This window comes from Cellulomonas sp. NS3 (assembly GCF_024757985.1).
GTDB lineage: Bacteria > Actinomycetota > Actinomycetes > Actinomycetales > Cellulomonadaceae > Cellulomonas_A.
Map to the genome: position 1 here is coordinate 2,513,839 of NZ_CP103289.1, position 26,312 is coordinate 2,540,150.

The 26,312-nt window shown below is 71.3% G+C and carries 30 protein-coding genes and 2 pseudogenes; 16 read left to right on the plus strand and 16 right to left on the minus strand.

The genetic code is table 11. The features are described 5' to 3' along the window. Window positions 1-148: 148 nt before the first annotated feature. The 3 genes from NXY84_RS11480 to NXY84_RS11490 all read left to right on the plus strand — a co-directional run bounded on the left by NXY84_RS11480 (window position 149) and on the right by NXY84_RS11490 (window position 4,268). Window positions 149-1,747: a DHA2 family efflux MFS transporter permease subunit gene (locus NXY84_RS11480; RefSeq protein WP_258723235.1), complete on the plus strand. Its 1,599-nt coding sequence runs from the start codon at window positions 149-151 to the stop codon at window positions 1,745-1,747. After that, window positions 1,744-3,087 (plus strand): NtaA/DmoA family FMN-dependent monooxygenase, encoded by a 1,344-nt coding sequence (locus tag NXY84_RS11485; RefSeq protein ID WP_258723236.1) that lies wholly within the window; start codon window positions 1,744-1,746, stop codon window positions 3,085-3,087. Before NXY84_RS11480 ends, NXY84_RS11485 begins: the two co-directional genes overlap by 4 nt. An 80-nt stretch (window positions 3,088-3,167) precedes the next feature. Beyond that, window positions 3,168-4,268 (plus strand): alkene reductase, encoded by a 1,101-nt coding sequence (locus NXY84_RS11490; protein WP_258723237.1) that lies wholly within the window; start codon window positions 3,168-3,170, stop codon window positions 4,266-4,268. A 221-nt stretch (window positions 4,269-4,489) separates the two neighbouring features. Here NXY84_RS11490 and NXY84_RS11495 read toward each other — a convergent pair whose 3' ends face one another. Together NXY84_RS11495 and NXY84_RS11500 are read right to left on the minus strand one after the other, a co-directional pair. Next, on the minus strand, window positions 4,490-4,741 hold the full coding sequence (locus tag NXY84_RS11495; protein WP_258723238.1) for a hypothetical protein: 252 nt from the start codon (window positions 4,739-4,741) through the stop codon (window positions 4,490-4,492). A gap of 43 nt (window positions 4,742-4,784) precedes the next feature. Next, entirely contained in the window at window positions 4,785-5,741 is a 957-nt protein-coding gene (locus NXY84_RS11500) for an NAD(P)/FAD-dependent oxidoreductase (RefSeq protein ID WP_396126398.1), read from the minus strand. A gap of 41 nt (window positions 5,742-5,782) precedes the next feature. On the opposite strand from NXY84_RS11500, the gene NXY84_RS11505 reads away from it, so the two are divergent. From NXY84_RS11505 to NXY84_RS11515, 3 genes are all read left to right on the plus strand, one after another. Further along, the gene (locus NXY84_RS11505) at window positions 5,783-6,397 is read left to right on the plus strand and encodes a helix-turn-helix domain-containing protein (RefSeq protein WP_258723240.1); all 615 of its coding nucleotides are present in this window, start codon (window positions 5,783-5,785) and stop codon (window positions 6,395-6,397) included. Between the two features lie 76 nt (window positions 6,398-6,473). Next, window positions 6,474-6,755, plus strand: coding sequence for a hypothetical protein (locus NXY84_RS11510; RefSeq protein WP_258723241.1), 282 nt, complete (start codon window positions 6,474-6,476; stop codon window positions 6,753-6,755). Between the two features lie 32 nt (window positions 6,756-6,787). Next, complete coding sequence (locus tag NXY84_RS11515; RefSeq protein WP_258723242.1) at window positions 6,788-7,054, plus strand: hypothetical protein; 267 nt, start codon at window positions 6,788-6,790, stop codon at window positions 7,052-7,054. Between the two features lie 13 nt (window positions 7,055-7,067). On the opposite strand, the gene NXY84_RS11520 is transcribed toward NXY84_RS11515, so the two are convergent. The 5 genes from NXY84_RS11520 to NXY84_RS11540 form a co-directional block, all read right to left on the minus strand. Beyond that, the gene (locus NXY84_RS11520; RefSeq protein ID WP_258723243.1) at window positions 7,068-7,352 is read right to left on the minus strand and encodes a hypothetical protein; all 285 of its coding nucleotides are present in this window, start codon (window positions 7,350-7,352) and stop codon (window positions 7,068-7,070) included. 68 nt (window positions 7,353-7,420) lie between these two features. Then, window positions 7,421-7,879: a hypothetical protein gene (locus NXY84_RS11525; protein ID WP_258723244.1), complete on the minus strand. Its 459-nt coding sequence runs from the start codon at window positions 7,877-7,879 to the stop codon at window positions 7,421-7,423. A gap of 868 nt (window positions 7,880-8,747) precedes the next feature. Then, entirely contained in the window at window positions 8,748-9,269 is a 522-nt protein-coding gene (locus NXY84_RS11530; protein ID WP_258723245.1) for a hypothetical protein, read from the minus strand. Window positions 9,270-9,356: 87 nt separating this feature from the next. Continuing rightward, window positions 9,357-9,497, minus strand: a complete 141-nt coding sequence (locus tag NXY84_RS11535) for a hypothetical protein (protein WP_258723246.1) — start codon at window positions 9,495-9,497, stop codon at window positions 9,357-9,359. A gap of 1 nt (window position 9,498) precedes the next feature. Next, window positions 9,499-9,762: a glutaredoxin family protein gene (locus NXY84_RS11540; protein WP_258723247.1), complete on the minus strand. Its 264-nt coding sequence runs from the start codon at window positions 9,760-9,762 to the stop codon at window positions 9,499-9,501. A 451-nt stretch (window positions 9,763-10,213) separates the two neighbouring features. Between NXY84_RS11540 and NXY84_RS11545 the strand changes: the two genes are divergently transcribed. Beyond that, window positions 10,214-10,558: a hypothetical protein gene (locus NXY84_RS11545; RefSeq protein ID WP_258723248.1), complete on the plus strand. Its 345-nt coding sequence runs from the start codon at window positions 10,214-10,216 to the stop codon at window positions 10,556-10,558. 34 nt (window positions 10,559-10,592) lie between these two features. Then, entirely contained in the window at window positions 10,593-10,862 is a 270-nt protein-coding gene (locus NXY84_RS11550; RefSeq protein WP_258723249.1) for a hypothetical protein, read from the plus strand. Window positions 10,863-11,152: 290 nt separating this feature from the next. Here the strand turns inward: NXY84_RS11550 and NXY84_RS11555 are convergent, their stop codons facing one another. Both NXY84_RS11555 and NXY84_RS11560 read right to left on the minus strand, forming a co-directional pair. Next, window positions 11,153-11,746: a hypothetical protein gene (locus NXY84_RS11555; protein ID WP_258723250.1), complete on the minus strand. Its 594-nt coding sequence runs from the start codon at window positions 11,744-11,746 to the stop codon at window positions 11,153-11,155. A 137-nt stretch (window positions 11,747-11,883) separates the two neighbouring features. After that, complete coding sequence (locus NXY84_RS11560; RefSeq protein WP_258723251.1) at window positions 11,884-12,288, minus strand: DUF6573 family protein; 405 nt, start codon at window positions 12,286-12,288, stop codon at window positions 11,884-11,886. A 366-nt stretch (window positions 12,289-12,654) separates the two neighbouring features. Between NXY84_RS11560 and NXY84_RS11565 the strand changes: the two genes are divergently transcribed. After that, window positions 12,655-12,816: a hypothetical protein gene (locus NXY84_RS11565; RefSeq protein ID WP_258723252.1), complete on the plus strand. Its 162-nt coding sequence runs from the start codon at window positions 12,655-12,657 to the stop codon at window positions 12,814-12,816. Between the two features lie 160 nt (window positions 12,817-12,976). Here the strand turns inward: NXY84_RS11565 and NXY84_RS11570 are convergent, their stop codons facing one another. Continuing rightward, window positions 12,977-14,479, minus strand: a complete 1,503-nt coding sequence (locus tag NXY84_RS11570; protein ID WP_258723253.1) for a ParB/RepB/Spo0J family partition protein — start codon at window positions 14,477-14,479, stop codon at window positions 12,977-12,979. A 467-nt stretch (window positions 14,480-14,946) separates the two neighbouring features. Between NXY84_RS11570 and NXY84_RS11575 the strand changes: the two genes are divergently transcribed. Further along, on the plus strand, window positions 14,947-15,372 hold the full coding sequence (locus NXY84_RS11575; RefSeq protein WP_258723254.1) for a hypothetical protein: 426 nt from the start codon (window positions 14,947-14,949) through the stop codon (window positions 15,370-15,372). 16 nt (window positions 15,373-15,388) lie between these two features. Here NXY84_RS11575 and NXY84_RS11580 read toward each other — a convergent pair. After that, window positions 15,389-16,291: pseudogene (locus tag NXY84_RS11580) on the minus strand (IS5 family transposase). A 153-nt stretch (window positions 16,292-16,444) separates the two neighbouring features. Between NXY84_RS11580 and NXY84_RS11585 the strand changes: the two are divergent. The 5 genes and pseudogenes from NXY84_RS11585 to NXY84_RS11605 all read left to right on the plus strand — a co-directional run bounded on the left by NXY84_RS11585 (window position 16,445) and on the right by NXY84_RS11605 (window position 21,532). Continuing rightward, complete coding sequence (locus NXY84_RS11585) at window positions 16,445-17,410, plus strand: IS481 family transposase (protein ID WP_258723255.1); 966 nt, start codon at window positions 16,445-16,447, stop codon at window positions 17,408-17,410. Window positions 17,411-17,735: 325 nt separating this feature from the next. After that, window positions 17,736-18,275, plus strand: coding sequence for a sigma-70 family RNA polymerase sigma factor (locus NXY84_RS11590; protein WP_258723256.1), 540 nt, complete (start codon window positions 17,736-17,738; stop codon window positions 18,273-18,275). Beyond that, window positions 18,272-19,693 (plus strand): hypothetical protein, encoded by a 1,422-nt coding sequence (locus NXY84_RS11595; protein WP_258723257.1) that lies wholly within the window; start codon window positions 18,272-18,274, stop codon window positions 19,691-19,693. The genes NXY84_RS11590 and NXY84_RS11595 overlap by 4 nt, the downstream gene beginning before the upstream one ends. An 83-nt stretch (window positions 19,694-19,776) precedes the next feature. Next, a pseudogene (locus NXY84_RS11600) lies at window positions 19,777-19,942 on the plus strand (integrase core domain-containing protein); the annotation flags it as partial. A gap of 255 nt (window positions 19,943-20,197) precedes the next feature. Beyond that, window positions 20,198-21,532, plus strand: coding sequence for a S1 family peptidase (locus NXY84_RS11605; protein ID WP_258723258.1), 1,335 nt, complete (start codon window positions 20,198-20,200; stop codon window positions 21,530-21,532). Between the two features lie 40 nt (window positions 21,533-21,572). Here NXY84_RS11605 and NXY84_RS11610 read toward each other — a convergent pair whose 3' ends face one another. Then, complete coding sequence (locus NXY84_RS11610; RefSeq protein WP_258723259.1) at window positions 21,573-21,914, minus strand: hypothetical protein; 342 nt, start codon at window positions 21,912-21,914, stop codon at window positions 21,573-21,575. Window positions 21,915-22,388: 474 nt separating this feature from the next. On the opposite strand from NXY84_RS11610, the gene NXY84_RS11615 reads away from it, so the two are divergent. Next, complete coding sequence (locus NXY84_RS11615; protein WP_258723260.1) at window positions 22,389-22,778, plus strand: hypothetical protein; 390 nt, start codon at window positions 22,389-22,391, stop codon at window positions 22,776-22,778. On the opposite strand, the gene istB is transcribed toward NXY84_RS11615, so the two are convergent. From istB to NXY84_RS11635, 4 genes are all read right to left on the minus strand, one after another. Next, window positions 22,768-23,409 carry an IS21-like element helper ATPase IstB gene (gene istB, locus NXY84_RS11620; protein WP_309484988.1) on the minus strand — a complete coding sequence of 214 codons (642 nt, stop codon included), beginning with the start codon at window positions 23,407-23,409 and terminating at the stop codon, window positions 22,768-22,770. The genes NXY84_RS11615 and istB overlap by 11 nt on opposite strands. Continuing rightward, on the minus strand, window positions 23,399-24,193 hold the full coding sequence (locus tag NXY84_RS11625; protein WP_258723261.1) for a hypothetical protein: 795 nt from the start codon (window positions 24,191-24,193) through the stop codon (window positions 23,399-23,401). The genes istB and NXY84_RS11625 overlap by 11 nt, the downstream gene beginning before the upstream one ends. A 121-nt stretch (window positions 24,194-24,314) precedes the next feature. Then, complete coding sequence (locus NXY84_RS11630) at window positions 24,315-24,551, minus strand: hypothetical protein (RefSeq protein ID WP_258723262.1); 237 nt, start codon at window positions 24,549-24,551, stop codon at window positions 24,315-24,317. A gap of 180 nt (window positions 24,552-24,731) precedes the next feature. Further along, on the minus strand, window positions 24,732-26,162 hold the full coding sequence (locus NXY84_RS11635; protein WP_258723263.1) for an ATP-binding protein: 1,431 nt from the start codon (window positions 26,160-26,162) through the stop codon (window positions 24,732-24,734). Between the last annotated feature and the right edge of the window lie 150 nt (window positions 26,163-26,312).

Sequence of the window (26,312 nt, forward strand, 5' to 3'; positions counted from 1 at the left end):
TCGACAGTGACTCGTTGCCAGCCGACGACCGTCGCGCATGCCGGGTGCCGACGTGTCCGCCGGCCCCGATCTGACCCTCCCCCGTCGACGGCCACGCGCGTCGCACTGACTGACCTTCCCCAGACCTCACGAGACGGCGAGCACGTACATGACCACCCCCTCGGTAACTGATGTCGCATCTCCGGCATCGACGACCTCCTCCGGCGACCGGCTCCCCCCGGGTGTCGCCCTGGTCATCGGGATCCTGATCGTCTCGACGTTCATCGTGTTCCTCAACGAGATGCTTCTCGGCGTCGCCCTTCCGACGCTGATCGCGGAGTTCGGAGTCAGCCCGAGCACCGGGCAGTGGGTCACGACCGGCTTCCTGCTGACCATGGCCGTGCTGATCCCGGCCAGCAGCTTCGTGATGCGACGTTTCCACCTGCGGACGATCTTCCTGGTCGCCTTGTCACTCTTCATCGTCGGGACGACGCTCGCCGCGATCGCGCCGACGTTCGGCGTCCTGGTGGTCGGCCGGGTCATCCAGGCGTCCGGCACCGCCGTCTTTCTGCCCTTGCTGATGACCACGACCCTGCGCCTGGTCCCGGCCGGTCGCCGCGGCCAGATGATGGCGATCACGACGGCCGTCCCGTCCGTGGCGCCGGCTCTCGGCCCGGCGCTGTCCGGTCTCGTGCTGTCCGCGCTGAGCTGGCGCTGGCTGTTCATCCTGATGCTGCCGATCGCCATCGTTGCCCTGGCGCTGGGGGCGTGGAAGCTGCGCAACATCACCACCCCGGAGCCGGTGACCCTGGACCTGCCGTCGCTGCTGCTGTCCGCGGTCGGGTTCGGCGGCCTGGTCTACGGACTGTCCCTGCTCGGCGAGGCGTCCTCCGGGCATGCCCCGATCTCGCCGTACCTGCCGATCGCGGTGGGCCTGGCGGGCCTGGTGGCGTTCGTTCTCCGACAGGCCCCGCTGCAGCGTCGCGACAACGCATTCCTGGACATGCGGATCTTCCTGCGGAAGTCGTTCACGCTGCCGCTCCTCATGATGGTCTTCGTCGCCGGCAACGGGATCGGCCTGCAGGTCGTGGTGCCGCTGATGCTGACCAACGTCACCGGCCTGAGCACCCTCCAGCTCGGCCTCTTCCTGATCCCGGGCGGCGCCGCGATCTCGATCATGGCGACGCTGAGCGGCCGGGTGTACGACCGCGTCGGACCGCGCCCGCTGGTGATCCCGGCTGCGATCGTCTGGTTGGTCGTCCTGTGGTTCTTCAGCCGGGTCGACGCGACCACGAGCGTGGTCACGCTGATCATCGCCTGGCTGGTGTTCACCAGCGCGATGGCCACGATGTGGGCGCCCCTCACGACGAGTGCGATGGGCGCCCTGCGCCCCGAGCTCTTCCCGCACGGCTCCGCCGCCTTCTCCACCGTCCAGCAGCTCGCCGGCGCCGGCTTCGGAGCGGTGTTCATCTCGGTCTACACCATCGGTTCCGGTGCCCGCGACGCCGGCGTGCTCGACACAGCCCAGTCCACGTCCGCCGCGAACGCCGCCTTCCTGACCGCCTTTGCCATCGGCCTGGTCGTCCTGGTGGGCGCCTTCTTCATCGGCCGGGGACAGAGTCCCGCCGACGACGGCACAGCCGTGGACGGAACGGTCGCTGCCGCGGTGAGCGTCGCCGCCCCGGTCACTGCCGCGCCGGTCAGCGGCGAGGCGGTCGCCGACGCGTCGGCCATCGAGGAAGCGGTCTGCGAGCCGGTGGCCCGATGACCGCGACGGACAAGAAGCTCATCCTGGGGATGGGCCTGATCGACGGATACGGCGGCCTCCACGGCGCCTGGCGAGCCCCGCACGTAGATCCCGGGACCTACGCCGACGTCGACGCCACTGTGCGTCATGCCCGAGCCGCCGAGCGCGGCAAGTTCGCTTTCCTCTTCGCGCCCGACTTCCCCGCCGTGCGCGGTGACGTCGAGCACTCGCCGATCAGCAACCTCATGGACCCGCTGATCCAGCTGGCCGCGGTCGCGCGCGAGACGACGAACATCGGCTTCGTCGCGACCGGGTCGACAACTTTCCAGGAACCGTTCAACACAGCACGCCAGTTCAAGGCCCTGGACGTCCTGAGTCATGGCCGCGCAGGCTGGAACGCCGTCACGACCAGCGATCCCGCCGTCGCCGCCAACTACGGACGACCCGTCGCCGACCGCGCGGAGCGCTACCAGCGCGCGCACGAGGCGATCCAGATCGTCCAGGCGCTCTGGGGCAGCTGGCAGCAGGACGCGTGGCTCAAGGACCAGGCGGCCAACCGCTTCATCGACCCGTCGAAGCTGCAGCCCATCAACCTGCAGGGCCAGTACGTCGCCTCCCGAGGCCCTCTGGCGATCCCACCGTCGGAGCAGGGTCAGCCCGTCGTGTTCACGGCCGGCGGGCCCAGCCCGCACCTTCTGTCGATCGCGGGCCGCTACGCGAACGGCTTCATCGCCGAGGTGTGGACGATCGAGGAGGCGCGCGCCCAGCGCGAGCTCGTGCGTGAAGCCGCGCGCGAAGCCGGCCGCGACCCCGACGAGATCAAGTACATCGCCGGCATCATGACGACCGTCGCGCCGACCGTGCGCGAGGGCCTCGACCGGCGCCTGAGGTACGCGGGCGACGTCATCGAGGCCCGTCTGCCCCACCTCGGCGCCATGCTCGGGATCCAGGTCCATCCCGATCGGTTCGACGAACCCCTCACGCCGGATCAGCTGGCGTCCGCGCACGCCTCACCGATGGACCCGCGCTCGTCGAACGCTCTCGCGGTGGCCCGCGAGGGGTGGTCCCCACGCGACGTCCTCGCCCATGGCGTGATCGACTTCCATCCCACGGTCGTGGGCCCGGGCAAGCTTCACGCCGACCACCTGCAGGAGTGGTTCGAGGCCGGAGCCGCCGACGGCTTCTGGGTGACACCCGACATCTACGAGGACGGCGTCGACGCATTCGTCGACGAGGTCGTCCCCATCCTGCAGGAACGCGGGATCTACCCCACCGAGTACCCCGGCACGACCCTGCGCGCGAACCTCGGCGTCCCCCACCAGTACGGACTCGACCCGCGCGTCACCCGAGCCGGGCAGTGACACAACCGCCGCCGGGTCGTGTCCCGCGCGGTGCTCGACGGCGACCATCCCCTCCCCCGAACTCGACGAACGGATCCCACGTGCCCGACCTTTTCTCCCCCCTCGTGGCCGGTGACCTCTCGCTGACCAACCGCATCGTGATGGCACCTCTGACCCGCACTCGCGCGGGCGCCGACGGCGTTCCCACCGACGTCATGGTCGAGCACTATGCGCAGCGCGCCGGCGTCGGTCTCATCGTCAGCGAGGGCACCTTCCCGAGCGCCGCGGGGAAGGGTTTCGACGGCCAGCCCGGCCTCGTCACCGCCCCACAGCTCGCCGGCTGGCGGAGGGTCACCGACGCCGTGCACGCGGAGGGAGGGCTGATCGTCGCCCAGGTCATGCACGCCGGGCGCGCCACCCATCCCGACATCACCGGACTGCCTGTCGAGGCACCGAGCGCGCTCGCCATCGACGGGGAGACCCGCGCGGCCGGCACGAAGGTGGCCTACCCCGCTCCACGCGCGCTCGACACCGACGAGCTGCCCGGCATCGTCGAGGTTTTCGTGCGCGGCTCGCAGAATGCTGTGGACGCCGGATTCGACGGTGTCGAGCTGCACGCCGCCAACGGGTACCTGCTGCACGAGTTCCTCGGTGCCACATCGAACGTGCGCACCGACGCCTACGGCGGAACTCCCGAGAATCGCATCCGGTTCGTCGTCGAGGTGGTCCAGGCCGTCGTCGCCCAGCTGGGTGCGGGCCGCGTCGGGATCCGCATCTCGCCGGAACGCAACATCCAGGGCCTGATCGAGGACGATCCGGCAGACGTCGAGGCGGTCTACGGAGGCCTGATGGATGCCCTCGCACCTCTCCGCCTGGCGTTCGTGAGCGTTCTGCACCCCGAACCTGCCGGTGCCCTGGTGCAAGGACTCCGCTCTCGATTCGGCGGAGCCTTCCTCGTGAACACCGGATTCGCGGACGCCACCACCCGCGACGAGGCGGTCGCCCTGATGGCAGACTCCCTGGCCGACGCGGTCGTGGTGGGGCGTGCCGTCATCGCGAACCCCGACCTCGTTCGCCGCTGGAGGGATGGGCTCGAGGAGAACGAGCTCGACTTCTCGACCCTCTATGCAGACGGGGCGATCGGCTACACCGACTACCCGACGCACGACCAGGCACAGGAGCAGGCCCGCGTGGCAAGTTGACCGGTCGGGCGGCTCTCGTAAGCGTCGAGCCGCTCCCCCGCGCCCGTCGCGCCAGAACCCGACCGCCCACTTGGTTTCACCCAGTCGGCCGCTCGCCCGCGCTCGACACGCACCCGGCGACGCTCGAACATCGGTTCGCTGAGGTCGATGTCCTGGTTGCCACACGTGACCTGCAGCGTCTCGTCGAGGGCGCGTCCTGGACGCGCCACAGGCATGACCTACTACCGGGTGCGGGTGAGCACGTAGACGCGGAGCCGATGCAGTTGCGGCATGAGCCCGTAGATGACGATCGGCACCGCGATTGTGGCGAGTACGAAGGTGCGCATGACAGGGGCCAGGGTCTGCAGCCAGTCGCCGAGGGCGATGTTGAGCACGGTGAGCGTGGGGAAGACGGCCAGCCAGATCATCAGCGCGAGCTGGTGTTTGGTGGGTGGTCCGGCGGACGTGGTGCGCGGTGCGGGCTGGGTGGACATGGTTCCTCCAGGGTGGTGTCGGTGGTGGGTCCGGCTCGACGGATCAGGCGACAGGGCCGCGGTGACAGGCTTCAACCGCGTCTTGCACGTCTTCCTCGACGAGGTGGGCGTTGATGGCCAGGGCCGCGGCGGACCCCTCGCCCGCAGCGGTGATGACCTGGGCGCGCGGGTTGGCGATGTTGCCGGCGACCCACACGCCGGAGACGGTCGTGTGTCCGTCGTCGTCCTTGACCGGCCAGCCCTGCTCGTCGACGCGGCAGCCGAGGCCCACGAGCAGGTCGCTGTTCGGTACGAACCGCGGGGGCACGAACAGAGCATCCCGGGGGATGACGCGGTCGCCGTCCAGCGCGATCCCTCGCAACTGGTCGTCGTGGACAACGACGTGTTGCACGTCGCCTTCGACGATCCCGACGGCGCGGGCGGTCAGCTGCGCCCGCTCCAGGTCGGTGAGCCGCCCGCGGGACGTGAAGTACACGACGTCAGGGCTCCACTGGCGCACGATCTGGGCGTAGCGGACCGCCCCGGGGGTTCCTCCCAGGACGCCGAGCTGCTTGCCTCGGACCTCGTGGCCGTGGCAGTACGGGCAGTGCAGGACGTCGCGCGCCCATCGGGCGCGCAGCCCGGCGACGTCAGGCAGGTCGTCGCGTAGACCGGTCGTGACCAGCAGGCGCCGTGCCGAGATCTGGCGGCCGTCGGCGAGCAGAACCTCGAATCCGCGGCCGTCCGTGGCGAGCCGGCTGACGGTGCCGTCCACGATCGCCCCGCCGTAGCCGGTCACCTCGGCACGGCCCATCGCCAGCAGCTCTGCGGGTGGAAGGCCTTCTCGGGACAAGAACCCGTGCATGTGGGTCGCGGGTGCGTTGCGCGGGGTTCCGGAGTCCAGCACCGTGACCCGCCGTCCCGCTCGGGACAGGACCAAGGCTGCGGACAGCCCCGCAGGACCGCCCCCGATCACGACGACGTCGACTTCGCTCATGCCATGAGCCTGATCCGATGCCATGAATGCACCAAGGTGAGTTGCCGTTCCTGGGAACTGTTTCAATGACGTCCGTGGACGCTCGGGCAAGCACGATCGCAGCCGCGATGGAACAGGTAGCGCCCAGGTTGAGGCGGCTACGGACGCTACGCGGCGTCACCCTGACGGCCCTCGCGGCCGAGACAGGAATCTCCAAGAGCACCTTGTCCCGGTTGGAGACCGGGCAGCGTCGGCCCACCCTCGAGCTCCTCCTCGCGCTGTCCCTGGCGTACCGGGTGCCGCTGGACGACCTCGTCGGCGCACCCGACGTCGCAGATCCGCGGGTCCGCCTCAGGCCCCGTCGAGTCAAGGGGCGCACCGTCATCCCGCTGTCGCGTCAGCCCGGAGCTGCCCAAGCGTGGAAGATCCTCATCCCGACGTCGAAGAGCACGCCCGAACCCCGGACCCACGACGGCCAGGAGTGGCTCTACGTCCTGTCCGGTCGTATGCGCCTCGTGCTCGGTGACCAGGACGTCGTCCTGAGCCAGGGCGAGGTGGTCCAGTTCGACACCCGAGTGCCCCACTGGTTCGGGAGCACGGGAGAGGAACCCGCTGAGGTCTTGAGCCTTTACGGCCGGCCAGGCGAGCGCATGCGTCGGCACGCGCTGGGAGAAGACCACGTCGAGGCCAACCTGAGGTAACACCGAGGGCCCGCGCGAGGACCTACGTCGGCGGCTCGAGCACGCGCTCGGGCTAACTCAGGGGAACATGTGTTCAATGGGTGAGCAAGCGGCGCTGTCGTGGAATTCAGGTGCGCCGCGCTGGCGGCTCTTGGCGAACGAGGTCGAGGTGCCGCCGGCGCGGGAGCAGCCGACCGCACCGACTCCGGTGCCGTGCGTGGCGCGGCTGGTGTGGGAGGACGACGGGCCCGAGGTCGTCGAGACCGAGGCGATCGGCTGGACCCCGGCGGCGGTGCTGGTGCGGGTCTATGACCGGCGCTGGCGCCTGGGCGGGGTGTGGGTTCCGGTCAGCGACGTGCGCCGGCGCGGCACGGGCTGAGCCGTGGACCGGTGTGCGGGATGCTGGGGCGCGTGACCAGCGACTCGACCAGGGAGCCGGACTGGTACGACCTCATCGTCACCGTGGGCGACCCCGCCGGGAAGCCGGAGCTCCTGCGCCCGCCGCGGCGGGCGCGGGTGACCACGACGAACTACCGCGGCGAGACCGTGGTGCTCGAGCGCGACGTCGTCGCTCGCGCCCCCGGGCACGTGCTCGTCGCCCAGCCCCGCGAGGGCGGGGAGCCCTGGAACGCCTGGATCCGCTCGAGCGACGCCGTCCCGCTGGACGCCGGCCGCTGAGCTCAGCGCCGCCTCAGGCGGTGGCGCAGTCCGAGCACGGGTGACGCAGCCCGACGGCGTCCTCGGTGGTGACGAGCAGCGAGGACGGGAGCGCCGCCCACCGGCTCGCGACCGCCGCGCACCAGGTGCGGTGGAACGCCACTCCCGTGCGGGTCACGTAGACCTGCCCGGGCCCGAGCCACGGAGCCCCGTCCGGGCCGCGGTGAGCGGGCTCGACGAGCTTCGCCGGGCCGAGCATCGCCGCCCGGCGCGACGCACGCTCCCGGGCGCGCGCTGTCGCTCCCCCCGGCTGCGTCATCGCGTGATCGTACGAAGCAAGCCGCGGCCCCGCCGCCCGAGCAGGGCAGCGGGCCGGACATCACGACGTCAGTCGTCGAGTGCCTCAGATGCGAAGAACTCCTCGAGCAACTCGAAGAGGACGCGGCGCGCAGCGGCGTCATCTTCGAGTTGCTCGAGGAGGACGCGGCGCGCAGCGGCGTCATCTTCGTCGTCGTAGCGCCAGTTCCGGGCGCTGGGGAGCGCGTTCTCGGGGTACAGCTCGCACAGCACGAGCCACGGCCAGCCCAGCTCAGGCCTTCCCTTGCCGCGCGCGACCAGCCAGTTCCGGAAGTTTCCGAGCCACTCTCTGTCGGCTCCCCAGGCGTACCCGCTGAGGAAGGCGCAGGTCGAGGTGTACGAGGCGTAGGGGACGAACCTGCTGATCCGTGCTCGGAGCGTGGGCGTGAAGAGTCGCAGCGGTGCAGGTGCGTCGGGCACCGACGTCGACGTCGTGGACGCCTTGATGTCGGCGCCGTCGGAGTTCGAGGTCGCGGTGAGGTCAGGCATCGGAGCCCTCCGTGAGCCAGGCGTCGAGGGTAGGTCGCGCGATGCCGGCGCGGTCGGTGATTTCGGTGAGGCTCAGGATGCGTGCGGTGTCGAGGCCGCGGACGGCCTGCCGCAGGAGGGTTTCGCTGCGGGTGGGGCCGCGGGCGGAGAGCTCGAGCAGGAGTCGGGGTCCGTGGGTGGCCTACCAGGCCGCGGCGAGGGCGGTCGGGGTGAGGGGGTGTGGTCGAGGGCGTAGTGGGCGAGGTGGGCGGTGCTGGGGATGAGCTGGCGGTTGCCGACGTGGGTGAGCCACGCGGAGACCAGGCGGGTCTGGCGGACGGCGTCGTCGTGCTCGTCGTCGGGGACGTTCTTGAGGGTGCGGCGTAGGTCGAGGGCGGCCTGCATGCGGGTGTCCCAGTCCCAGGAGTTGATCGCGGCCGTCGCGGTCGCCAGGGCGAGGGTCCAGGGCTCGGCGCGGCCGCGTTCGACCCGGTCGATCGCGCGCAGGCGCAGGAGGTGGGCGGCGTACTGGCCGGCGGAGGTGGTGCGGCGGGCGGCGGCGTACCCGGTACGGATCGGGGTCTGCCCGGCCTCGGCGGCCTCCCAGACCCCGTCGTCGTCGACGAGCGGCGCGGCCGCGGGCGCGGACCTTGGCGCCCAGGCCGAAGATCGGGATGGCCCAGGCGTTGTCGAGCGCGGGCAGCGCGGTGGTGGTGGGCATCGATGCTCCCCTGCTGGTGGCCACGTGCCGGGTCCGCCCGGGCCTCGCGCTCGAGGTTACGGGCGCGCGCCCACGCGCCTTCGGCGGCATCCACAGGGGCGTCGGGGTGCGGTCTGTCGTGCTGGTCATGGATCGGTTCTCCTCTGGGTGGCGTGGTGCTCGGGACGGTCAGGGCAGGGCGCGGCCGCCGACGGCGGGGAGGTCGTGCTGGTCTTCGTGGTCGCGGGCGGCGCGCAGCTCCCGGATGAGTCCGGCGGTGGTGCGGGGGCTCTCGGGGGCGCCGGCGAGGGTGGGCAGGTAGGTCAGGACGTCGCGGGCGCGGGCGAGCAGCTGCGGGTCGGGCCGACCGTGGGCGCGGGCGTTGATCCCGGCCACGGGGCACCGGTAGGGGTTGGCCGGCTCGGGGCCTTCTCCCCCGCCCAGGACCCAGTCGCGGTGCGCGGCGGCGGCCGCGGCGACGTCGCCGGCCACGGTCAGGGCGTGCTCGAGGATGGAGGTGACCCGGTCCTCGCCGTCGGCGGGGGCGTCGGGGTGGGTCTGGTCGTGGTCGACGATGAGCGCGGCCAGGGCGGCGCGGGACCCGAACATCCACACCGGCACGTGGGGGCGCACGATCCCAGCCGATCGGCGGGACCAGAGCATGCGGGTCAGGACCTGCTCGGCGAGCTCGCCTGCGTAGGTGGTGCACACGGGTCGACTCCCTTCGTCTCGTGGCATGCGGTGGTGGGTGGTTGCCGGCGCCCCGCCGACCTGTGACCGGCAGACGGGGGCGGGCGCTCATGTGGGGGTGTCCTGCGACGTGCTCGAGCTCGTGCGCGGTGTGGCGGGGGTGGTGGGGGTGGTGGGCAGGTACTCGATGGGTGCGTCCAGGTCGACCGGCCACCACGGCACCGGTGCGTCGACGTCGGGCTGCTGCATGTCAGGCGCTCGCCTGCTGGGCCAGGTGGTCGCGCAGGTCCCGGATCCGGTCGTCCCGGAAGCCGTCCCAGGTGCCGATGGGGGTCACGACGACGGGCATCTGCAGCGCACCGATGGCGCGCAGCTCGTCCTCGAGGGTCTGGTTGCAGGTGGTGTCGATCGCCTCGTAGTCGATCCCTGCCTTCGTCAGGGCCCGGAACGTGCCCATGCAGGCGACGCAGCCCTTGCGGGTGTAGACGGTGACCTGCGCGGTGGTGGTTCCCATGACGACTCCCCCTTGAGCTGCTGGCTGCTGCTTCGTGTGTGACCTGAGCTGCGGGAACGCGAGGTAGGCGCCCCACTTGGCCGTGCTGCCCTGCCGTCGCCGATCGTCTTTCGGCCCCTCCTGGCAATCGGAGATGAACGCCGGCATGAGCGGGTGGAGCGTCAACCCGCAGGGCGGGTGCGGCGGCGAGTTCGCACCGGGCTCAGTGAGCGCAGCGAACGCAGGTCGGGCTCGTCGCCGTGACCCGGCGGCCTCGGCCGCTTGCGTGCAGCCCGCGCCGGCGATCATGGAGAGCCAGGAGGAGCCACAGACGACCGCTTCTCCGACCGTCCGAGCCCGCCCCGGCGGGCGAGGTCCGTGTGCGGTGCGGTGCTCCGTCGCCGCGGCGCCGGAGCGAGTTCCACCCGCATATCGGCTTGTCGCCACGGTGCGCCCGGGCGAGGCTTCCCCGGTGTCTGACGCACCCGACCCTGATGACGTCATCCGCTGCGAGGTCTGCGGGACGCCCTCCGAGCCGGACGCCGACGACCCCGCGTGGCTGGACGTCGAGGTCGGCAGCCGAGCCGGGTGGTGGTACCTGGACTTCTGTTCTCGAGGGCACGCCAGTACGTGGTTCACGCAGCCCTTGCCCGAACCCGACTACCCGCACACCGACAGGCCTGACGGCCCGGCGCCCTCGACGAGCACTGACTACGGCTGGTGGGCGCTGGTCGCATCCTTCTGGGCAACGATTGCTCTGGCGTTGTTCGGGCTGTACTCGCTGGTCAGGCCGTTCTTTGTGTCGGTTTTCTCGTAGGCGTCCGCCGTGATCTGGCTCGGAGGTGAAGGCCATGAGTGAGTCCTCGCTGTATCTGGCGCCGTGGGCGACGCTTCCGGCGACCGCGCCGACCGGGCAGTGCGCGGTGACGGCGGTGTGCCGGGCGTCGTCTCGGATGGAGGCGGTCGAGTTGATGCGTGCGAAGTCGCTCGGCGGGGTGTCCACGCGTGAGGTGCAGCGCCTGTCCACGCAGCGCGAGCTCGAGCTCGACCTCCCGCTGGTCGCCCAGCGCGAGGTCGTCGTCCGCGACTGCGACTGGGGCGAATGGAGTCCGGTGCAGTAGGCGCCCTGCCGGCCCGTACCGTGGCGGGGCGACAGGTCCGGGAAGGGCCGTCCCGCACGCGGGATACCAGAGGCGAGGTACGTCCTTGCTGACCGAGCCCAGGGACTTGGGCACCGCCCCGGGAAACAGGCCAGGCCGGGGCCACGCGGGCCTGTCGCCCCGACGGTGCGCCGGCGCTGGAGCTCAGGGCCCTGCCTGCTGACCCGTTGGCCGGCTCGATGCCGGCCGGGCCGGCCCCGCGCCCGGGGTGAGCCGCCCACCCGAGCGGGTGGGCGGCCTCCCGTCGGGGCTCAGAGCAGGGCGGGCAGGATCACCCCCAGCGCGTGCGGGACGGTGAACGCCTGGCGCGCGGCGTCGGGGTGCGGGGTGTCGCGGTCGGGGTAGGTCTCGACCTGGAAGGTCGCCATCCCGTGGTGGGCCTCGACCAGGACCCGCAGCCGCCCCCGTCCGGACGGCCACCGGACGCGCACGATGTGGTGCCCGTCCTCGGTGCGGGGGGCCAGCGGCCCGACCACCCCGGCCTGGCGCAGTTGGGCGGCCAGGGTGATCGCGAACTGCGCGGCCGGGTCGGTCTGCTCCCAGATGGTCAGGTCGGTGACGGACGGCTCGACGTACCGGTGCACGTCGACCCCGGACCCGTTGACGTGGGTCCCGGCCCACTGCCCGGACTGGACCTCATACGTCAGGCCCCACGGGAAGGACGGGCGCGACTCGTCCCGGTCGATCGCCACGACCGGCGCGGCCAGGGCCAGGCAGGCGCCGCGGGCGGGGTCGGCGAACAGGGCGCGGACGTGGTCCCCGACGCGGTACGGGGGCCGCTGCGCCCGCTCGGACCCGCGTAGCTGGGCGGTGGTGGTGGGTTGGGTGTGGGCGATGATGCTCACGGGGAACCTCCAGGTTGGATGGGTGGTTTCCTCGCCCCGGCGGTGCTCCAACACCGTCGGGGCTTCTTCGTTCCGGGCCGGGTGGCCCGTCTGTGGGGTGGTCCCCGCGCCCTCTCGGGCGCAGGGACGCACCGGTGTCAGTCCTCGTGCGGGAGCCGGACCGTCAGGACGGCGTTCCCGTCGTCGCCGGGGCCGATGTGCACGTGCAAGGTCACGCGGTGCGGCTCGGTCGCGGCCGGGTCGTTCGGGACGCGCAGCACGTCGAACGCGATCCGGGTCTGCCCGAAGCCGATCCGCGCGGTGGCCGGGCGGGCCATCCACAGCACGTCCCACAGCCGCCCGGCGACGTCCTGCAGGGCGCGGTTCGTCTCGGCCCACGCGACGGTCTCGGCCCACGCGGCGGCGGTCAATGCGACGGGGAGCAGGTAGCCCGCCTCGCGGGCGGTGTCGGTGACGTCGACGAGCACCCCGTCGGCGATGGCGTCGGCGCGGGTGTAGGCGTGAATCACCTGGAAGGTCCCGGTGTCAGGGCTGTGGTTCATGGATCGGTCTCCTTGCGGGTGGTGGTGTCGGCTTGCCTGGTTGGCTGGCCGGTGAGCGCCCGTGTTCTTCGGGCCTCACCGGCAGGCGCGAGGTAGCACGACCGGCAGAGGCTCACGGCAAGGCCGTCCCGACCGGCCCCACTCCCCCACGGCTCGGTCCTTGGTGCGGAGCACCGTCCCCCACCCGCTCAGGAACTCCGGTCGGGACGGCCTTGTCGTGAGGGACGGTCGTGCTACCGGCCACCGCAACCCGCCGGGCCACACCCAGCCACCACCACGGCCGACCGCGCCGACGAGCTCGCGCGCCCGCAGGGCGCACCGCCAGGTGTCGGGGCTGCGATGCACCGGCCCCGCTACCGTGGCCACATGTTCGGGCTGGAGTGGGTCCTCGCGATGGTGCTGGGCTGGGCGATCCCGGTTGTGGCGCTTGCCTTCCTCGTCTACTGGGTCGTCCGCAAGGCGGTGCGCGACGGGATCCGCGACGCCGCCGAGGACCGGCGTCCCACTGCGCCCTCGACGACCGACTGAGCCCCTGCCCGCCGCGTGCCAACCCGGTGAGCTCCCTCGGTGAGGTCGCTCCGGAGGTGGGGACCGGGGGTCGGGTCGGGCGGCTCGATGCCGCCCGGCCCGAGCAGCACCCCCGGGGGCTGCCGCCCCCACCCGCAGGCGGGGACGGCAGCCGGTCGGGTCAGGCCGCGTCGTCCTCGGTCGGCTCGTCCTGCTCGTCGTCGGGCTCGGCGTCCTCGTGCTCGGGGTCCGAGTCGGCCACGGCGGCGGGCGGCTGGGGTTCGGTGATGACGATGTGCTCGACGTCGGACAGGCCGTAGCCCCAGGTGGCCAGGGCGGTGAAGTAGGCGCGGGACTCGGGGCTGGGGTTGCGCCAGGTGTGCACGCCGGTGCGGTGCTCGAGGGTGGCCAGAATCAGCACGAGCGCGATGTGCTGGGCGCGGGCCGGGCTCGCCTTGGCGATCGCGTCGGCCAGCGGGTCCGGCTGTCCCCAGCCGGTGGGCTGGGCGAGCCCGAGCAGGTCCCGGGCCAGGCGCAGGGCGTCGTCGTCCGGGCTGGTCCGGCGCGCCAGGGCCGCCGCGAGGAACGTCGCCCCGTCCTTCGGGGCGGTCTTGCGGGCGGCGAACGCGGTGAGCCAGTCCCGGCGGACTGTCTCGGCGGACCGCCACGCCTTGTTGTTCGCGATCAGAGTCCGCCGCTCAGCCTTCTGCTCGGCGGTCATCGGCCCACCCGTGCTGCCGCTCGTGCCGGTGTCGGTGAACCGCTCGGCGTGCCCGTGCGCGGCCGGGTCCGCGCAGCCGTGCGTGACCCGGACCTCGTGGGACCAGTAGTCCAGTCGCAGCCACGCGACCCGGCCCGGGCACGCGGCGTGGGTCTTCTCGGTCAGTGCGGTGCGCGCCTGGTCGCCGGTCGCGCACAGGTGGTGCAGCGGCCGGGCCGTGGACCCCTCGCCGCGCTCGGGCTCGTCGATCACGGCGACGCCCTGCGTGGCGAGGTCGGCGGCGACGGCCGCGAGGGCTTCGGCGTCGCGGCGCTTGTCGCGCACCTTCTGCGCCAGGTGGTCGAAGGTGCCCGGCTCCTTGACCGCCGCGACGGTCAGGGCCTTGACGGCGTCGTCATCGCCGTCGAACTCCGCGATGACCGCTGCATGGTCCAGGGTCACGTCGTATTTCGCGGTGACGGCGGCCGCGACCGGCGAGGCCGCGACCGTCAGGGCGGCGGTGACGCGGTCCTTCTTGGTGGCGGTGCGCTTGGCGATCTGCGCCGCCGAGAGCCCGAGCAGTGAGAGCTGCTGGTAGGCCGCGACCCGGTCCCGGTCGGTGACGCCACGGCGGTGGTCGTTCTCGGCCATCTGCTCGATGATCCGGCGCGCCTCGTCGGTGTCGCCGTCCACGACATACGCGGGGATCGTCGCCCGGCCGACCTCGACCGCCGCGAGGGTGCGCCGCTGCCCGGCACGCACGTGCAGCCCGTCCGCCTGGGCCTGGACCAGGACCGGGGTCAGCACCCCGAGCGTCTTGATCGAGGCGAGGAACTGCGGGTCCAGGTCCGCGTCGGTGCGGACGTTCGCCTCCAGCAGCAGCGACCGGGGGTCGACCTCGACGAGCCGCGCACCTTCCGGCGCGGGAGCGAGTGGGGTCGTCTCGTCTGTCTCAACCGCAGCAGTGGTAACAGTGGCATTCATGGTGTGGGTCTCCTTGCGGGTGGTGGTCTGGCCTGCCTGGTTGGCTGGCCGGTGAGCGCCCGTGTTCTTCGGGCCTCACCGGCAGGCGCGAGGTAGCACGCCCGGCAGAGGCTCGCGGCAAGGCCGTCCCGACCGGCCCCACTCCCCCACGGCTTGGTCCTTGGTGCGGAGCACCGTCCCCGACCACCCCGCCAGCTCCGGTCGGGACGGCCTTGTCGTGAGGGACGGTCGTGCTACCGGCCACCGCAACCCGCCGGCCCCACCCAGCGACCGCCACGGGCGACCGCGCCGACGAGCTCGCGCGCCCGCAGGGCCCACCGCCAGGTGCGGTGAACCGCGGTCTCCACCCGCTCGAGGTGAGGCGAGCGGCTAGGACGTGTCTCCTAACGGCCCGAGGCGATGGGCTGAGCGAGCGACGTTCGGTGTGGGTCAGCGTCTGATGCAGGGCGAGGCGGCATGATCAGGCCATGGGTCTGCTCACCGAGTACTTCGTCGCTTTGACGGACGATGCCGCCGCCTTGGTTCACGGGGGCTCGATCCCGCCGCACGCGGTGGACGGCGGTGGGATCGAGCCGGTCGTGCATCTGGGGACGCTCGAGGAACTGCTGACGGGCAGGACGTTCGAGGAGGTTCTCGACGACGCACCGACGTCGCCGGTCGCGGACCGTAACGGAGGTGAAGAGCTCGTTCTCCGGATCACGGACGAGCTGGCCCGGGTCCTCGCCGAAGTGAGTGACAGCCGGCTTGAAGAGGTCGTCGTCCCCTGGTCCCAGACCGAAGAGCTGGAGGGCGCCGATCCCGCAGACCTGGCCACGTTCGCCCGTGAGCTCTCCGCACTCGCGCGCCAGGCACGCGCCGACGGAGGGCACGTGTACTGCTGGTTCAGCCTGTGACAGCCGCAGCGACTGGCTAGGGCCTCGCACCCGACGGTGCGCGGAGCCAGGCCAGAATCGCGGCCAGGACGGCGCGCCGCCGCGGTAGGTCAGGGCGAGCTTGTCGTAGCGGGTGGCGAGGCCGCGCCAGTGCTTGAGGGCGTTGAAGGACCGCTCGACGACGTTGCGGCCGCGGTAGGCGTCGGGGTCATAGGTGACGGGCCGACCGCCGCGTGAGCCGCGCCTCTTGCGGTGTCCTTGCTGGTCGCGCGGTTCGGGGATGACCGCGACGATCCCACGACGGCGCAGCTCGGTGCGGATCGCCCGGGAGGAGTACGCCTTGTCCGCCAGCACCGAGTCCGGGCGCGTGCGCGGACGGCCCGGTCCGAGGCGCGGGACGCGGATCGCGTCCAGGACCGGCAGACACATCGGGGCATCGCCGCCCTGCCCCGGTCCGACCATGACGACCAGCGGGAGCCCTCGGCCGTCGACCGCGTGGTGGATCTTCGTGGACAGCCCGCCCCGGGACCGGCCGATCGCATGGTCAGCCGGCTCCGATAACTGATTCCTGTGATTCGCGCCTGCCCCCCGTGGTGCGGGGCAGGGTCGCGGCGTGCTGATGGGTCCGGTTGATCGTGGAGTCGATCGAAACCGCCCAGTCGATGTCACCGGCCGCGTCGGCCTGGGCGAGCAGCTCGGTCAGGACGTTGTCCCAGGTCCCGTCCCTGGAGAACCGGGCGTGTCGCTTCCAGACCGTCTGCCACGGCCCGAACTCCGCCGGCAGATCGCGCCAGGCGACCCCGGTCCGGTACCGGTAGACGATGCCCTCGACCACCTGCCGGTGATCGCGAAACCGGCGTCCCGGCTTGCCCACGTCCAAGGGCAGCAGCGGAGCGATCCGCTCCCACTGAGCATCGGTCAACACCGCACGACGAGACACCCGCACAGCATCCCGGCGACCGCAGCGGAGGTTGGGAGACGCGCCCTAGGTGTACTCGGCCAGGACGTTGGTGACGTGAGCGGTCGTTGACGACAGGAGAACCTCCGGCTGGGCTGTGGCTTGTCTAGGGCCCACTGCCATCCGGAGGTTCTCGTGTCCCACGCTAACGCTCGGCTGAACGTGCACGGTCGGCGCCTGTTGATCGCCCGAGTCGCGCAGGGACGCCCCGTGGCGCACGTGTGCGCCGAGCTGGGTGTCTCGCGTCAGACCGGCTACCGGTGGGTGCGTCGGTGGCGCGCCGAGGGGGACGCCGGACTGCGTGATCGCTCCAGCCGTCCCCGGCACAGCCCGACTCGCACCCGCCCGGAGGTCGAGTCGGCGATCTGCGCGTTACGCCTCAGTGAGCGCCGCGGGCCCGACCACCTCGGGCCGACGCTCGGGGTCGCGGCGCGGACGGTCTCGCGGGTCCTGCGCCGGCACGGTCTGCCACCGCTGCGCGACCTGGACCCGCTGACCGGGCAGGTGATCCGCGCGAGCAAGGCCACCGCCGTCCGCTACGAACGCGACCGCCCGGGCGAGCTGGTCCACGTCGACGTCGAGAAGCTCGGACGCATCCCCGACGGCGGCGGCTGGAAGGCATACGGACGGGTCGCCCGCGTCGCCGACCGGCACAAGGCCGTCCCGATCGGTTTCGACTACGTGCACTCGATGGTCGACGACCACTCCCGCCTGGCCTACTCCGAGGTCCTGCCCGACGAGAAAGGGGCCACCTGCGCCGCCTTCGTGACCCGCGCCGCAACCTACTTCGCCGACCACGGCATCACCCGGATCGAGCGGATCATGACCGACAACGCCTGGGCCTACCGGTGGTCCCTGCGCGCGGTCGCCGCCGACCTCGGAGCCAAGCAGGTCTTCATCCGCCCTCACTGCCCCTGGCAGAACGGCAAGGTCGAGCGCTTGAACCGCACCCTGGCCACCGAGTGGGCCTACCGCCAGGTCTTCACCAGCAACGACCAACGCGCCGCAGCCCTTGCCCCCTGGCTCGAGCACTACAACACTCGCAGGCGCCACAGCGCCCTCGGAGGACTACCGCCCATCAGCCGCCTGTCACCAACCTGACGGCGAGTACATCCAGGACGACGCCCGGCGGGATCGACATCGCGGCTGCGGCCGCGACGTCGGGAACCGGGAGGTGAGGTCGGTGCCCTGTCGCGACCACACCGAGGCGGTGTCCCCCGCCCGGAACACGGCCGCCCGGCTCGTTGACTGAACTCGTGGAGCATCCGGCGCGGCGCAGGGCCGTCGGACACTCGAGCTATCGAGCGGACAGCCTGGCTGAGGTGTCATTCCCGGACTTCACCCCGTCCGGTCGGGTCTGCCCCCAACGTTCCGAGGTAGGTGGGCGTTGTGGCTGCAGGAGTACGGATGACCTGGAAGGACGCCGGTGGCGCACTGGAGGAAGACCCTGGACCAGATGGTCCTGGAGCGACGCTCGGCGTTAATCGCCTACGGGTGCTTGTTCGTCGTAGACCGTCGCGACGCTGAGGACCTCGTGCATGAGGCGCTCGTACGCACGTTCGCGCGCCCCCGGGTGGTCACCGACGTCCACGCGGCGGAGGGCTACGTCCGGCAGGCGATCCGGACGGTTTACCTGGACCAGGCGCGACGGCGACGCACCTGGCGCGAAAAGGCTCACCTGTTCGCCGGTGAACCACCGGCCAGATCAGCTGAGGAGGCCGGAACGGCTGCGACCGACGTCGCGGCAGCGCTGGTCCTGTTGTCCCCGCGTGAGCGCGCCTGCGTGGTGCTCCGCCACTTCGACGACCTCCCGGTCTCCGAGGTCGCCGCCGCTCTGCAGATCAGCGAGGGCTCGGTGAAGCGGTACCTGGCGGACGGCACACGCAAGCTCCGCGTCACTCTGCACGACGGGGCCGGCGAGGCCACCACCGTGCACCTCAACGACACGAGAAGGAGCCGGTCGTGACCGATGACCTTGCCGCCGCGCTGCGCGGTTTCGCCGAGTCCGAGCGCCGCCTCGCGGACGCCACCGCGCCCGATCCCGGACGCGAGTCCGACGCGATCGCGCGCCGGGTGGGCCGTCGCCGCGCCTTCCGAGCCGCGTCGAGCAGCGTGGCCGCCCTCACCGTGCTGGGTGGGCTCGCCGTCGGTATTCACGCCACGAGAGGACCTGCACCCGAACCACCGGCCCGTCCACTGCCCGTGGCTACCGCCACGGCGTCGCCGACCACCTCGCCGTCCACACCGGCTCCCACTGCGTCGTCGACGCCTTCTGCCAGCTCCGCCACTCCGATGCAGACGCTCGCGCTCGAGGAAGCAGAACCGATGCCTCCCGAGATGCTGGAGACGACTGACGCGCGTTGGCGGCTCGTCACCTACATCGATCCCACCTACGTCGGCTTCGAAGGCGTCGTCGCTCCCGCCGGGTACTACCTGTGGAGCCCTGAGGGGCGTCTCTACCTCGTACCGGCGGCACCGAGCCTGCTGGGGGCTGTCATCCGCGACTGGCTCCCCGGCAGCGCGCTGGTCGTGGAAGAGTCCATGGACTCCGGGGAGACGTGGGTGACGGACCTGCTCACGGGCGATCGCGGGCCCACGCTGGGCGATGACGCGCTCTTTGCACGCGACGGGACGTCCGACGTCTTCTCGTTCGACGGCTGGGCTGGACGTCCGGAGGGCGTGAACCTTCGCCGCTCGTCCATCGACGGCGTGCCCAGCTCGCAGATCCCTGCCTTCGTCGCGCAGTACGGCGCCGAGGTTCTCCTCCCCCACCCAGACCGCACGCGGCTCCTGCTGAACGACTCCACCGGCCCCCGGGTCCTGCGCACCGACGGCCTGGCGTCCCTGGCTATGCCGTCCCCGTACCCGGGTCGACCGGCGGCGTGCCGCGCCTGGATGTGGGTGGGCGACACCGACGTGCTCCACGAGTGCGCGGAGAGCGGCGCGACCGACTTCGTCGTCGGCGAGCCGAGCGAGTTCTGGCTCGTGCCGGTCGGGCAAGGCACACCACGCCGACTCTCCGGCATGCCCGAAGCGGGGACGCTCGGCGGCGCGTGGCGAGTCGGCGACCGCACCGTCGCGGGCACCTTCGGTGTCAATGCACCGGAGGCCGCCTGGTGGGACGTGTCGAACGGCACAGCCACCCGGCTGGGCAGGGGCACCCACGACGACCTCCAGGTCGTCGACGTGCGCGGCGGCGAGCTGATCGCGACCGAGCGCCTCATCGAGCTGAGTCGCGACACCCGCATGGCCGCGCTCGTCGCTGCCGACCCCCTCACTGGGCAGAGCCGCCGGGTCCTCGAGGGTCCCCCAGGGAGCGGTCCCGCACTGCAGGTCTTCCCGCAGACACATCCTCTGGCGCCACAGACGGTGCCCGGGAATTGACCACCGGAGGGGCCGAGCCGCCGGCGGTCCCGTCGACGGCACGGACCAGGTGCAGTGCAGGAACCCGTCGAACTTCGGCTCCCAGACCGAACCGCACCATGGCCACCGAGTGGGCCTACCGCCAGGTCTTCATCAGCAACGCCGAACGCGCCGCCGCTCTTGCCCCCTGGCTCGAGCACTACCACACGTGGCAGGCGCCACAGCGTCCTCGGAGGACTACCGCCCATCAGCCGCCTGTCACCAACCTGATGGCCGAGTACAGCTAGGAGCCCCTCAGGCGACTTGCCGCGAGAGATCCGGCAGGCGGCAGGCGCGACGTCGCGTCGGCCCGGCCGTGTCTTGAGTGCCGCTGTTCACCCAATCGGCGGTGTGGGTGGTTCGTCGCGCACGAGTAACAAATGGGGCATCTCCGACGCAGTAGTTCAGGAGATGACTGGGCCAGATGCCGCGCAGGGGGCGGAGATCGAGGCTGCTCGTTCGCGCCCAAAAGTAGGAGGATCACGCATGAGGCAGACACGCCTCGCCACCGTCTCCGTTGCTTTCGCTCTTCTCATCGCTGCTGCGGCACCGATGAGCGCGAACGCGGCGACTCCTGATGACCAGCAAGGGCTGAAGGTCGAAGCGACATCACTGTCGCCTGCCGTGCCGGGCGCAGACGCGCCTGAACTGGACGAACTCGCTCTGCCGGTGATCCCGGAAGGCCTGCTTCAGGCCGCGAACGACCTCGCACTCAAGCTTGGTGACCACGCGAAGCTGGCGTCCGTTGGGGTCAGCACGGACCGCACGAAGATCGAGGTGTACTGGCACGGCAGACGGACCGCCGAGCTCAACGGAGCGGTCGCGGCAGCCAAGGCGGCCGGGGCCTCGGTGAGCATCAAGGCCAGCACCTACTCCCCTGAGGACTTGCGCACCAAGGCACAGCAGCTCGTGGCGGGTGCCGCGGGCGTCTCCGTCGCCTCAGCCGGCGTGCTCGCGGATGGTTCGGGGCTCACCGTAAGCCTCGCCCGCGCCGATTCTGGGACTCGTGTTGCCCAGCGCTCTTCCGCCAACCCGGAAGGCACTGTCTCTGCCTTCGCCGACGTCCCTGTCACCTTCAAGGACGACGCCCCGGTCACCGCTGCCGATCCCACACCGTCCCGCCAGCTCGACCTCTACCGGCTCGGAGGGGCCCGGATCTGGCGCTACAACGGGTTGGACGTGCTTGGGGCGTGCACGAGCGCGTTCGCCGTGAAGAATCCGAGCGGTGGCGCTGGGCTGCTGACTGCCGCGCACTGCGGGGGAAGTGGGAGCAGGTGGATCGCCTGGGACAAGGAGCTCGGCGGCACCACGTGGACGAACTTCGGCAACATCGTCGCGCGATCCACTCAGTACGACGGCGCCATCATCGACACCGGGTCGTCCTTCACCTACATGTGGACGAGCGGCTGGAACTCCACCGTGTACACGCCCATCAACGGGATGGTTGCGCCGCTGGTGGGCCAGGAGCTCTGCTACTCCGGCTCCTACTCCGGGCTGGTCTGCGGGAACATCGTGACGGAGAAGTACACCTACTACTCGCTCGGTGGCGACCTCACCAACATCAAGGGGATCACCACCGTCAACAACGCCGGAGTCCCTGCAGCGGGCAAGGGGGACAGCGGCGGTCCGGGGTATGTCCTGTCGAGCACAAGCACGGGCTTCAAGCGGTACGCCGCCACCGTCATCTCCGCGATCCCTCAGAACAGCCCTCCGACCTGCTCCGGTCTCCCAGGCGCTGAGGGAGGCCGCGTATGCAGCGTCACGGTGTTCAGCACCCAGGTGCTCGACATCCTGGCTGATACCGGCTGGGTGATGCAGTAGTCCGACGACGGCCCGGGAGCGTCGCCCGCTCCCGGGCCGTCTACTCCGCTGTACGGACGTCGATCGCCTCGGCGTCGATACGGCTTGCCAAGCACTCGACGAGCCGGCGCACGTCCTCGATGTCGGCGTCTGGCTTCAGGCGGCCCGATGCCCCGGTCGTGGGCATGTCGGCGCTCATGACTGAGGTCTGCACAGCCGGGTCGTCGAAGCATCCCAGGGCGGGCTCGACCTTCCCTGTGATGGACACGACCCAGGGGCCTTGGGGTGGGATCTCAACGTTCGACGCTCCACCGGGTCCGCCTGACCCGAATCCTCTTACGGCTGCTGCGCCCGCTAGCGCGACAAGTGCTGCGATCCCCAGGATGGCCCACTGCTTCTTCATCGCACTCCTCTCCTTCGCCTCGCGCGCCGATGGGGAGAGCCAGGCGGAGTGCGCCCTGCCCGCGAAGCGGTGTCCCCACGACTGCCACAGTGCCACTCGCTGCCCGGTTCATGTGTCGACTCACACGGAACTTGCACGAGAGCGGGTGACTGCGGGGGGTCGCGCGGATGGAGGGAGCGCAGCGACCGCCGCGCGAGCTCGTTCCGCCCCCGGCGGCGCAGCCGCTTGCAGGGCAGGGCGCGTAGGCGATGATGGAGCGGCGGGAGGGGGCGAACACCCGCGGGCTGCGCGGCACAGCGCACCGCGCAGCGTGGCCGTGTCAACTCGACTTGGCCCCACCGTGACGACCTGATTTGGCCCCACCTGCCGGCCGTGAGGTGGTGAACGGTCGGCTCAGGAGCCTTCGGCGCGAGCTCGCGGCCGTCGCCTACTTGGCCCCATCTCCTGCAGCAGTTGGGCGCTTATCGTGGATGCGTGAGCAGGAAGCCGGACCGCCGCAAGTCCTTCGCCGACGTGGTTCGAGAGGTGCTTGAGCAGCCGACGGTCAGCGAGCCAGAGTCTGGCGGCGTTACTGACCCCGAAGGGACGCGTTGGCGCCCGAGCAAGAGCAGCATCAGTGAAGGGCAGGCGCATGCTCTTCTGAAGCATGGGGCGCGCGTGGCCTGGGACCCTTGCGGCTGCGGTGGCTACTGCGGGTTCACCTGGTTCGGGCCGGAGGAAGCAGCCCGCTTGTTCGCCTCTGGAACGCCAACGGTCCGGAACACGAAGCGGCGACGCGGGAACATCAGCGAGTGGACGGCTGACGACGGTCGGGTCCTCGTCGTTGCGGAGGATGCGGTGCGCTGGGCAGACCTCATGGCGTAGGGGACCGCTCTGTGCCCTGCCCTGCTCGTTGTGCGCGGGCGTGGGCGAGCCGGTAGGAGATGGCGCCGGTCTCGATGATGTTGTCGCCAAAGGTGAGGCGGTCGACGATCGCGGCGCAGAGCCGGGGGTCGGTGAAGGTCTTGGTCCAGCCGGAGAAGGACTCGTTGGACGCGATCGCGACGGAGTTGGTCTCTTCGCGTTCGGTCAGGACCTGGAAGAGCAACTCGGCGCCGCGCCGGTCGAGCTCCATGTAGCCGAGCTCGTCCAGGCAGAGCAGGTCGACCCGGCCGTAGCGGGCGATGGTCTTCGACAGGACCCGCTCGTCGGCGGCCTCGACGAGCTCGTTGACGAGCTTGGCCGCCAGGACGTACTTGACCCGGTGCCCGGCCATCGCCGCGGCCGCACCGAGGCCGATGAGCAGGTGGGACTTGCCGGTGCCGGAGTCCCCGATCAGACACAGCGGTTCGCCCTTGGCGACCCAGGCGCAGGCGGCGAGCTGGGCGATGAGGGCGGGTTGGATGTGGGGGTTGGCGGTGTAGTCGAAGTCCTGCAGCCACTTCTCCCGGGGGAATCCCGCAGCGGTGATCCGTCGGGCGCAGCGGCGCCTCGCGTCCTGGGCCTCACCTGACACCTAAGCACCGCCGTTGGCCCTGAGACATGTACTCAAACCTTCGTTTAAGTGCATGCGCTCGGCGGGAGGCCAGCGAGTGCGCTGGGAGGTCGCGCGGTGCGCGCAGCAGGTGGTGGGCGCGGTCTGCGAAGTGGTCCAGGAGCGAGAGGTCGACGTCGGAGCCGCCGAAGCGTGTGTGCAGGATGCTGCTGATGTCAGACGCGGTGCTCGGACCGGGTAGCTCGAGCACGGTGTCGACCCAGGGGCCGTACTCGTCGGGCATCTCCTCGCGCCAGGCGTGCAGGCCCCGAGGGTCGACGCGCCACACCGTCTCCACGAGCTCGCTACGCACGCGCTCGGTGATCATCCGGACGCAGAGGCCGTTCACGTGCTCGGCGGCCAGAGTTCCGGCGTCCAAGGGGAGGGCGCTCGACTCGGCCTCGTCGTCGTAGCGGAGATCGATCAGATCCGAAGGGTCGTCGTCGGCATAGGTCAGGTACGCCCATCCGCCAACATCGTCGCGCCAGCGCCAGCGGTTGACCGCCCATGTGTCCCGGTCGAAGGCTGGCCCGGGAGCGACGGGCTGCCACTCGGACGTGGACAGGGTGCCGGTGTGGCAGTGAACCGCTCCGAGCGCGGCTGCTGGTTCCGGGAGCACGGGCGGTGCCCCGGGGGATGTCTCGGAGGAGGGCAGCAGCACGAGCGTGAACACCGCACCGCGGCGAGATGCCCGCGCCACCGGACCCCAAGTTGGCCGGTAGGGGCCGGACGGGATCGCGTAGAGCTCTCCCTCGTGAACGCGCATGGCACTCATCATCCGTTGACGCGGGCAGCTTGTAGGACCCGCCGGGTGTACTCAAACGATCGTTTGAGTACATGTACGCGGGCGCCGGCCGGCGACGTCAGTTCCTGCTCGAGCGGGGTCGTCAGTCCTCGCCGACGTACCGGCTCGCGAAGAACCACCGGACGCGGTCGTCGACCCCGGTGGAGGGCGAGAGGGTGCAGGCCGGGCGGACGTCGATGCGGGTGCGGACAGCGACGGCCTCACCGAGGAGAACCTCGAGCTGGAGCACGATGTCGTCGATGTCGTCGTCCCTCTCCGGCGCCGCGGGCGGCACCTGGACGACGAGGACGACGTCGTTCCCGTTGACCTCGACCCCCATCGTGCGCGTAGGTCGGGATCAGGCGCAGCGCGGCCGCGGCGCCCGCCCACGATGTGGCGGACGGCTCCGTGCAGAGACCATGGGCTTGCTGGGCGACCCGGTGATCCTCGTCACGCTGCGGGGCCTGCACGCACGCTGACCGACGTCGTGCTCCTGATGGCCCCCGCCCGGGGCGTACGGCTAGCGCCGGGGTCCGGCGTCAGCGACATCCTTCGGGAGCTCGCCCCGCTCTCCCGGGTCCCGCGGGTCGATCCACGCCAGGTACAGGGACTGGCCGGCTCCAGCGCCGACCTGCTCGATGAGGAAGTCGCACGGCAGCTCGTGGCCCGAGGCGTGCAGGACGGGCAGCTCCAGCGGCACCCCGAGCACGTGGGCTCGGCCCGTGCTGAGGTGCCGGCTGAAGCCGGCGATGTGTGCTTCGCGCAGGGACGGTGGGATGAGCGTGACGATGCGTCGCCCGACGAGGTCGTCGACGTCCCAGCCCAGGGAGGCGGCCAGCCCGGCGCTCACGGCCAGGATGCGGTTGCGGGCATCGGAGGCCACCACCCCTCGAGGGCTGGACCGGACGTGCTCGATGATCGTCGCGATCTCGGCGCTCGACCGCACGGCTTCCGCGTCGACCTCGAAACGCGTGTGCGCGCTGCCGGCCCACGGCCGCGGCGGGACCCCGCGCAGCTGGCTCTGCACCTGCTCGCACACCCAGTCCCGGACGGCGACGATCTCGGGCTGGCCGGGGAAAGCCAGGAGCGAACCGTCAGCAGCGAGCTGCTCCCCCGCGTCGAGCACGTCCTGCAGGGCGGCGGACGAGGCCGCGGCGCCCGGCAGCACCTGCAGGGTGATGTCCACGGGCGCCCGGACCTCACGCAGCGGGCTGGGGTGCCCTTCGGGGAGTGTCACCCGGCGCCCGGTGCCCCGGGGAGCCTCCTGCGCCTCGACGGCGACCAGGTCGAGGACCGCCGTACGGGCGACCTCGGCACCGGCGAAGTCGAACGTGGTCTCCGGGTGGCTCGCGCTGTACAGACGGAGCTCACGCAGGATCGCGTCGTGGTGCTCCTGGGCCGCCATCCAGAGCGTCGGCGGCACCCCTTCGAGCACGACCCGGCCGGTCGGGGGTGGTGGATCCACCGCCGGCCGGTTCGACGGGGTGCTCGGGGTGACCTCCCACTGCTCCTCCTCGAAGGCGGCGAGGACCTCCTCGAGAGTGGGCTCCGCCGCCGCGCCGGTCAGGGTGAACCAGGCGACCTTGCCGTCGTCGAGCTGGATCACGCCGCACCGGTCCGTCATGGCGGCCACCATCCCCATGCCCCGGCCCGTCGTCGCCTGGGCGCCGTAGCTCCGCTGCCTGGGTCCTGTGGGGCTGTAGTCGCGGACCTCGACACGCACGTCCTGCGGGCTCACCGCCACGGAGACCTCGATCGCCGTCTGGGCATGGAGGACCGCGTTCGTGACGAGCTCGCTCACGGCGAGCTCTGCCGCGTCGATCCAGGCGTCGTGCCCGGCACCGGCCAGGAGCTCCCGGACGAGGCGCCGAGCCGCCGCAGGCGCGTGGAGGTCGGGGTCGAGCGAGAGATCGCCCCCCGGGCGCAGCCGCAGCGGCCCGTCGTCCGTCACCGCAGCTCTCGCATCGCCGCATCGTACTCGCCGCTCGGCTCGCCACTGAGGCCCCCCGCGGGTGATCACTCAGAGACGTCCCCCCCTCGCCGACAGGTGGACCACCGGTGCGAGGAGCGAGAATGCCTGAGCGCGACGACCTTGCTCACA

Excerpts from the sequence above, each read along its gene's own strand:
- NXY84_RS11525 (WP_258723244.1), bottom strand. The coding sequence starts at position 7,879 with ATGCCTGACCTCACCGCGACCTCGAACTCCGACGGCGCCGACATCAAG.
- NXY84_RS11485 (WP_258723236.1), top strand. The coding sequence starts at position 1,744 with ATGACCGCGACGGACAAGAAGCTCATCCTGGGGATGGGCCTGATCGAC.
- NXY84_RS11550 (WP_258723249.1), top strand. The coding sequence starts at position 10,593 with ATGAGTGAGTCCTCGCTGTATCTGGCGCCGTGGGCGACGCTTCCGGCG.
- NXY84_RS11630 (WP_258723262.1), bottom strand. The coding sequence starts at position 24,551 with ATGGGGGTCGAGGTCAACGGGAACGACGTCGTCCTCGTCGTCCAGGTG.
- NXY84_RS11520 (WP_258723243.1), bottom strand. The coding sequence starts at position 7,352 with ATGACGCAGCCGGGGGGAGCGACAGCGCGCGCCCGGGAGCGTGCGTCG.
- NXY84_RS11625 (WP_258723261.1), bottom strand. The coding sequence starts at position 24,193 with ATGCGCGTTCACGAGGGAGAGCTCTACGCGATCCCGTCCGGCCCCTAC.
- NXY84_RS11510 (WP_258723241.1), top strand. The coding sequence starts at position 6,474 with ATGGGTGAGCAAGCGGCGCTGTCGTGGAATTCAGGTGCGCCGCGCTGG.
- NXY84_RS11540 (WP_258723247.1), bottom strand. The coding sequence starts at position 9,762 with ATGGGAACCACCACCGCGCAGGTCACCGTCTACACCCGCAAGGGCTGC.
- NXY84_RS11495 (WP_258723238.1), bottom strand. The coding sequence starts at position 4,741 with ATGTCCACCCAGCCCGCACCGCGCACCACGTCCGCCGGACCACCCACC.
- NXY84_RS11535 (WP_258723246.1), bottom strand. The coding sequence starts at position 9,497 with ATGCAGCAGCCCGACGTCGACGCACCGGTGCCGTGGTGGCCGGTCGAC.
- NXY84_RS11565 (WP_258723252.1), top strand. The coding sequence starts at position 12,655 with ATGTTCGGGCTGGAGTGGGTCCTCGCGATGGTGCTGGGCTGGGCGATC.
- NXY84_RS11570 (WP_258723253.1), bottom strand. The coding sequence starts at position 14,479 with ATGAATGCCACTGTTACCACTGCTGCGGTTGAGACAGACGAGACGACC.
- NXY84_RS11505 (WP_258723240.1), top strand. The coding sequence starts at position 5,783 with ATGACGTCCGTGGACGCTCGGGCAAGCACGATCGCAGCCGCGATGGAA.
- NXY84_RS11560 (WP_258723251.1), bottom strand. The coding sequence starts at position 12,288 with ATGAACCACAGCCCTGACACCGGGACCTTCCAGGTGATTCACGCCTAC.
- NXY84_RS11605 (WP_258723258.1), top strand. The coding sequence starts at position 20,198 with ATGAGGCAGACACGCCTCGCCACCGTCTCCGTTGCTTTCGCTCTTCTC.
- NXY84_RS11610 (WP_258723259.1), bottom strand. The coding sequence starts at position 21,914 with ATGAAGAAGCAGTGGGCCATCCTGGGGATCGCAGCACTTGTCGCGCTA.
- NXY84_RS11480 (WP_258723235.1), top strand. The coding sequence starts at position 149 with ATGACCACCCCCTCGGTAACTGATGTCGCATCTCCGGCATCGACGACC.
- NXY84_RS11575 (WP_258723254.1), top strand. The coding sequence starts at position 14,947 with ATGGGTCTGCTCACCGAGTACTTCGTCGCTTTGACGGACGATGCCGCC.
- NXY84_RS11500 (WP_396126398.1), bottom strand. The coding sequence starts at position 5,741 with ATGGCATCGGATCAGGCTCATGGCATGAGCGAAGTCGACGTCGTCGTG.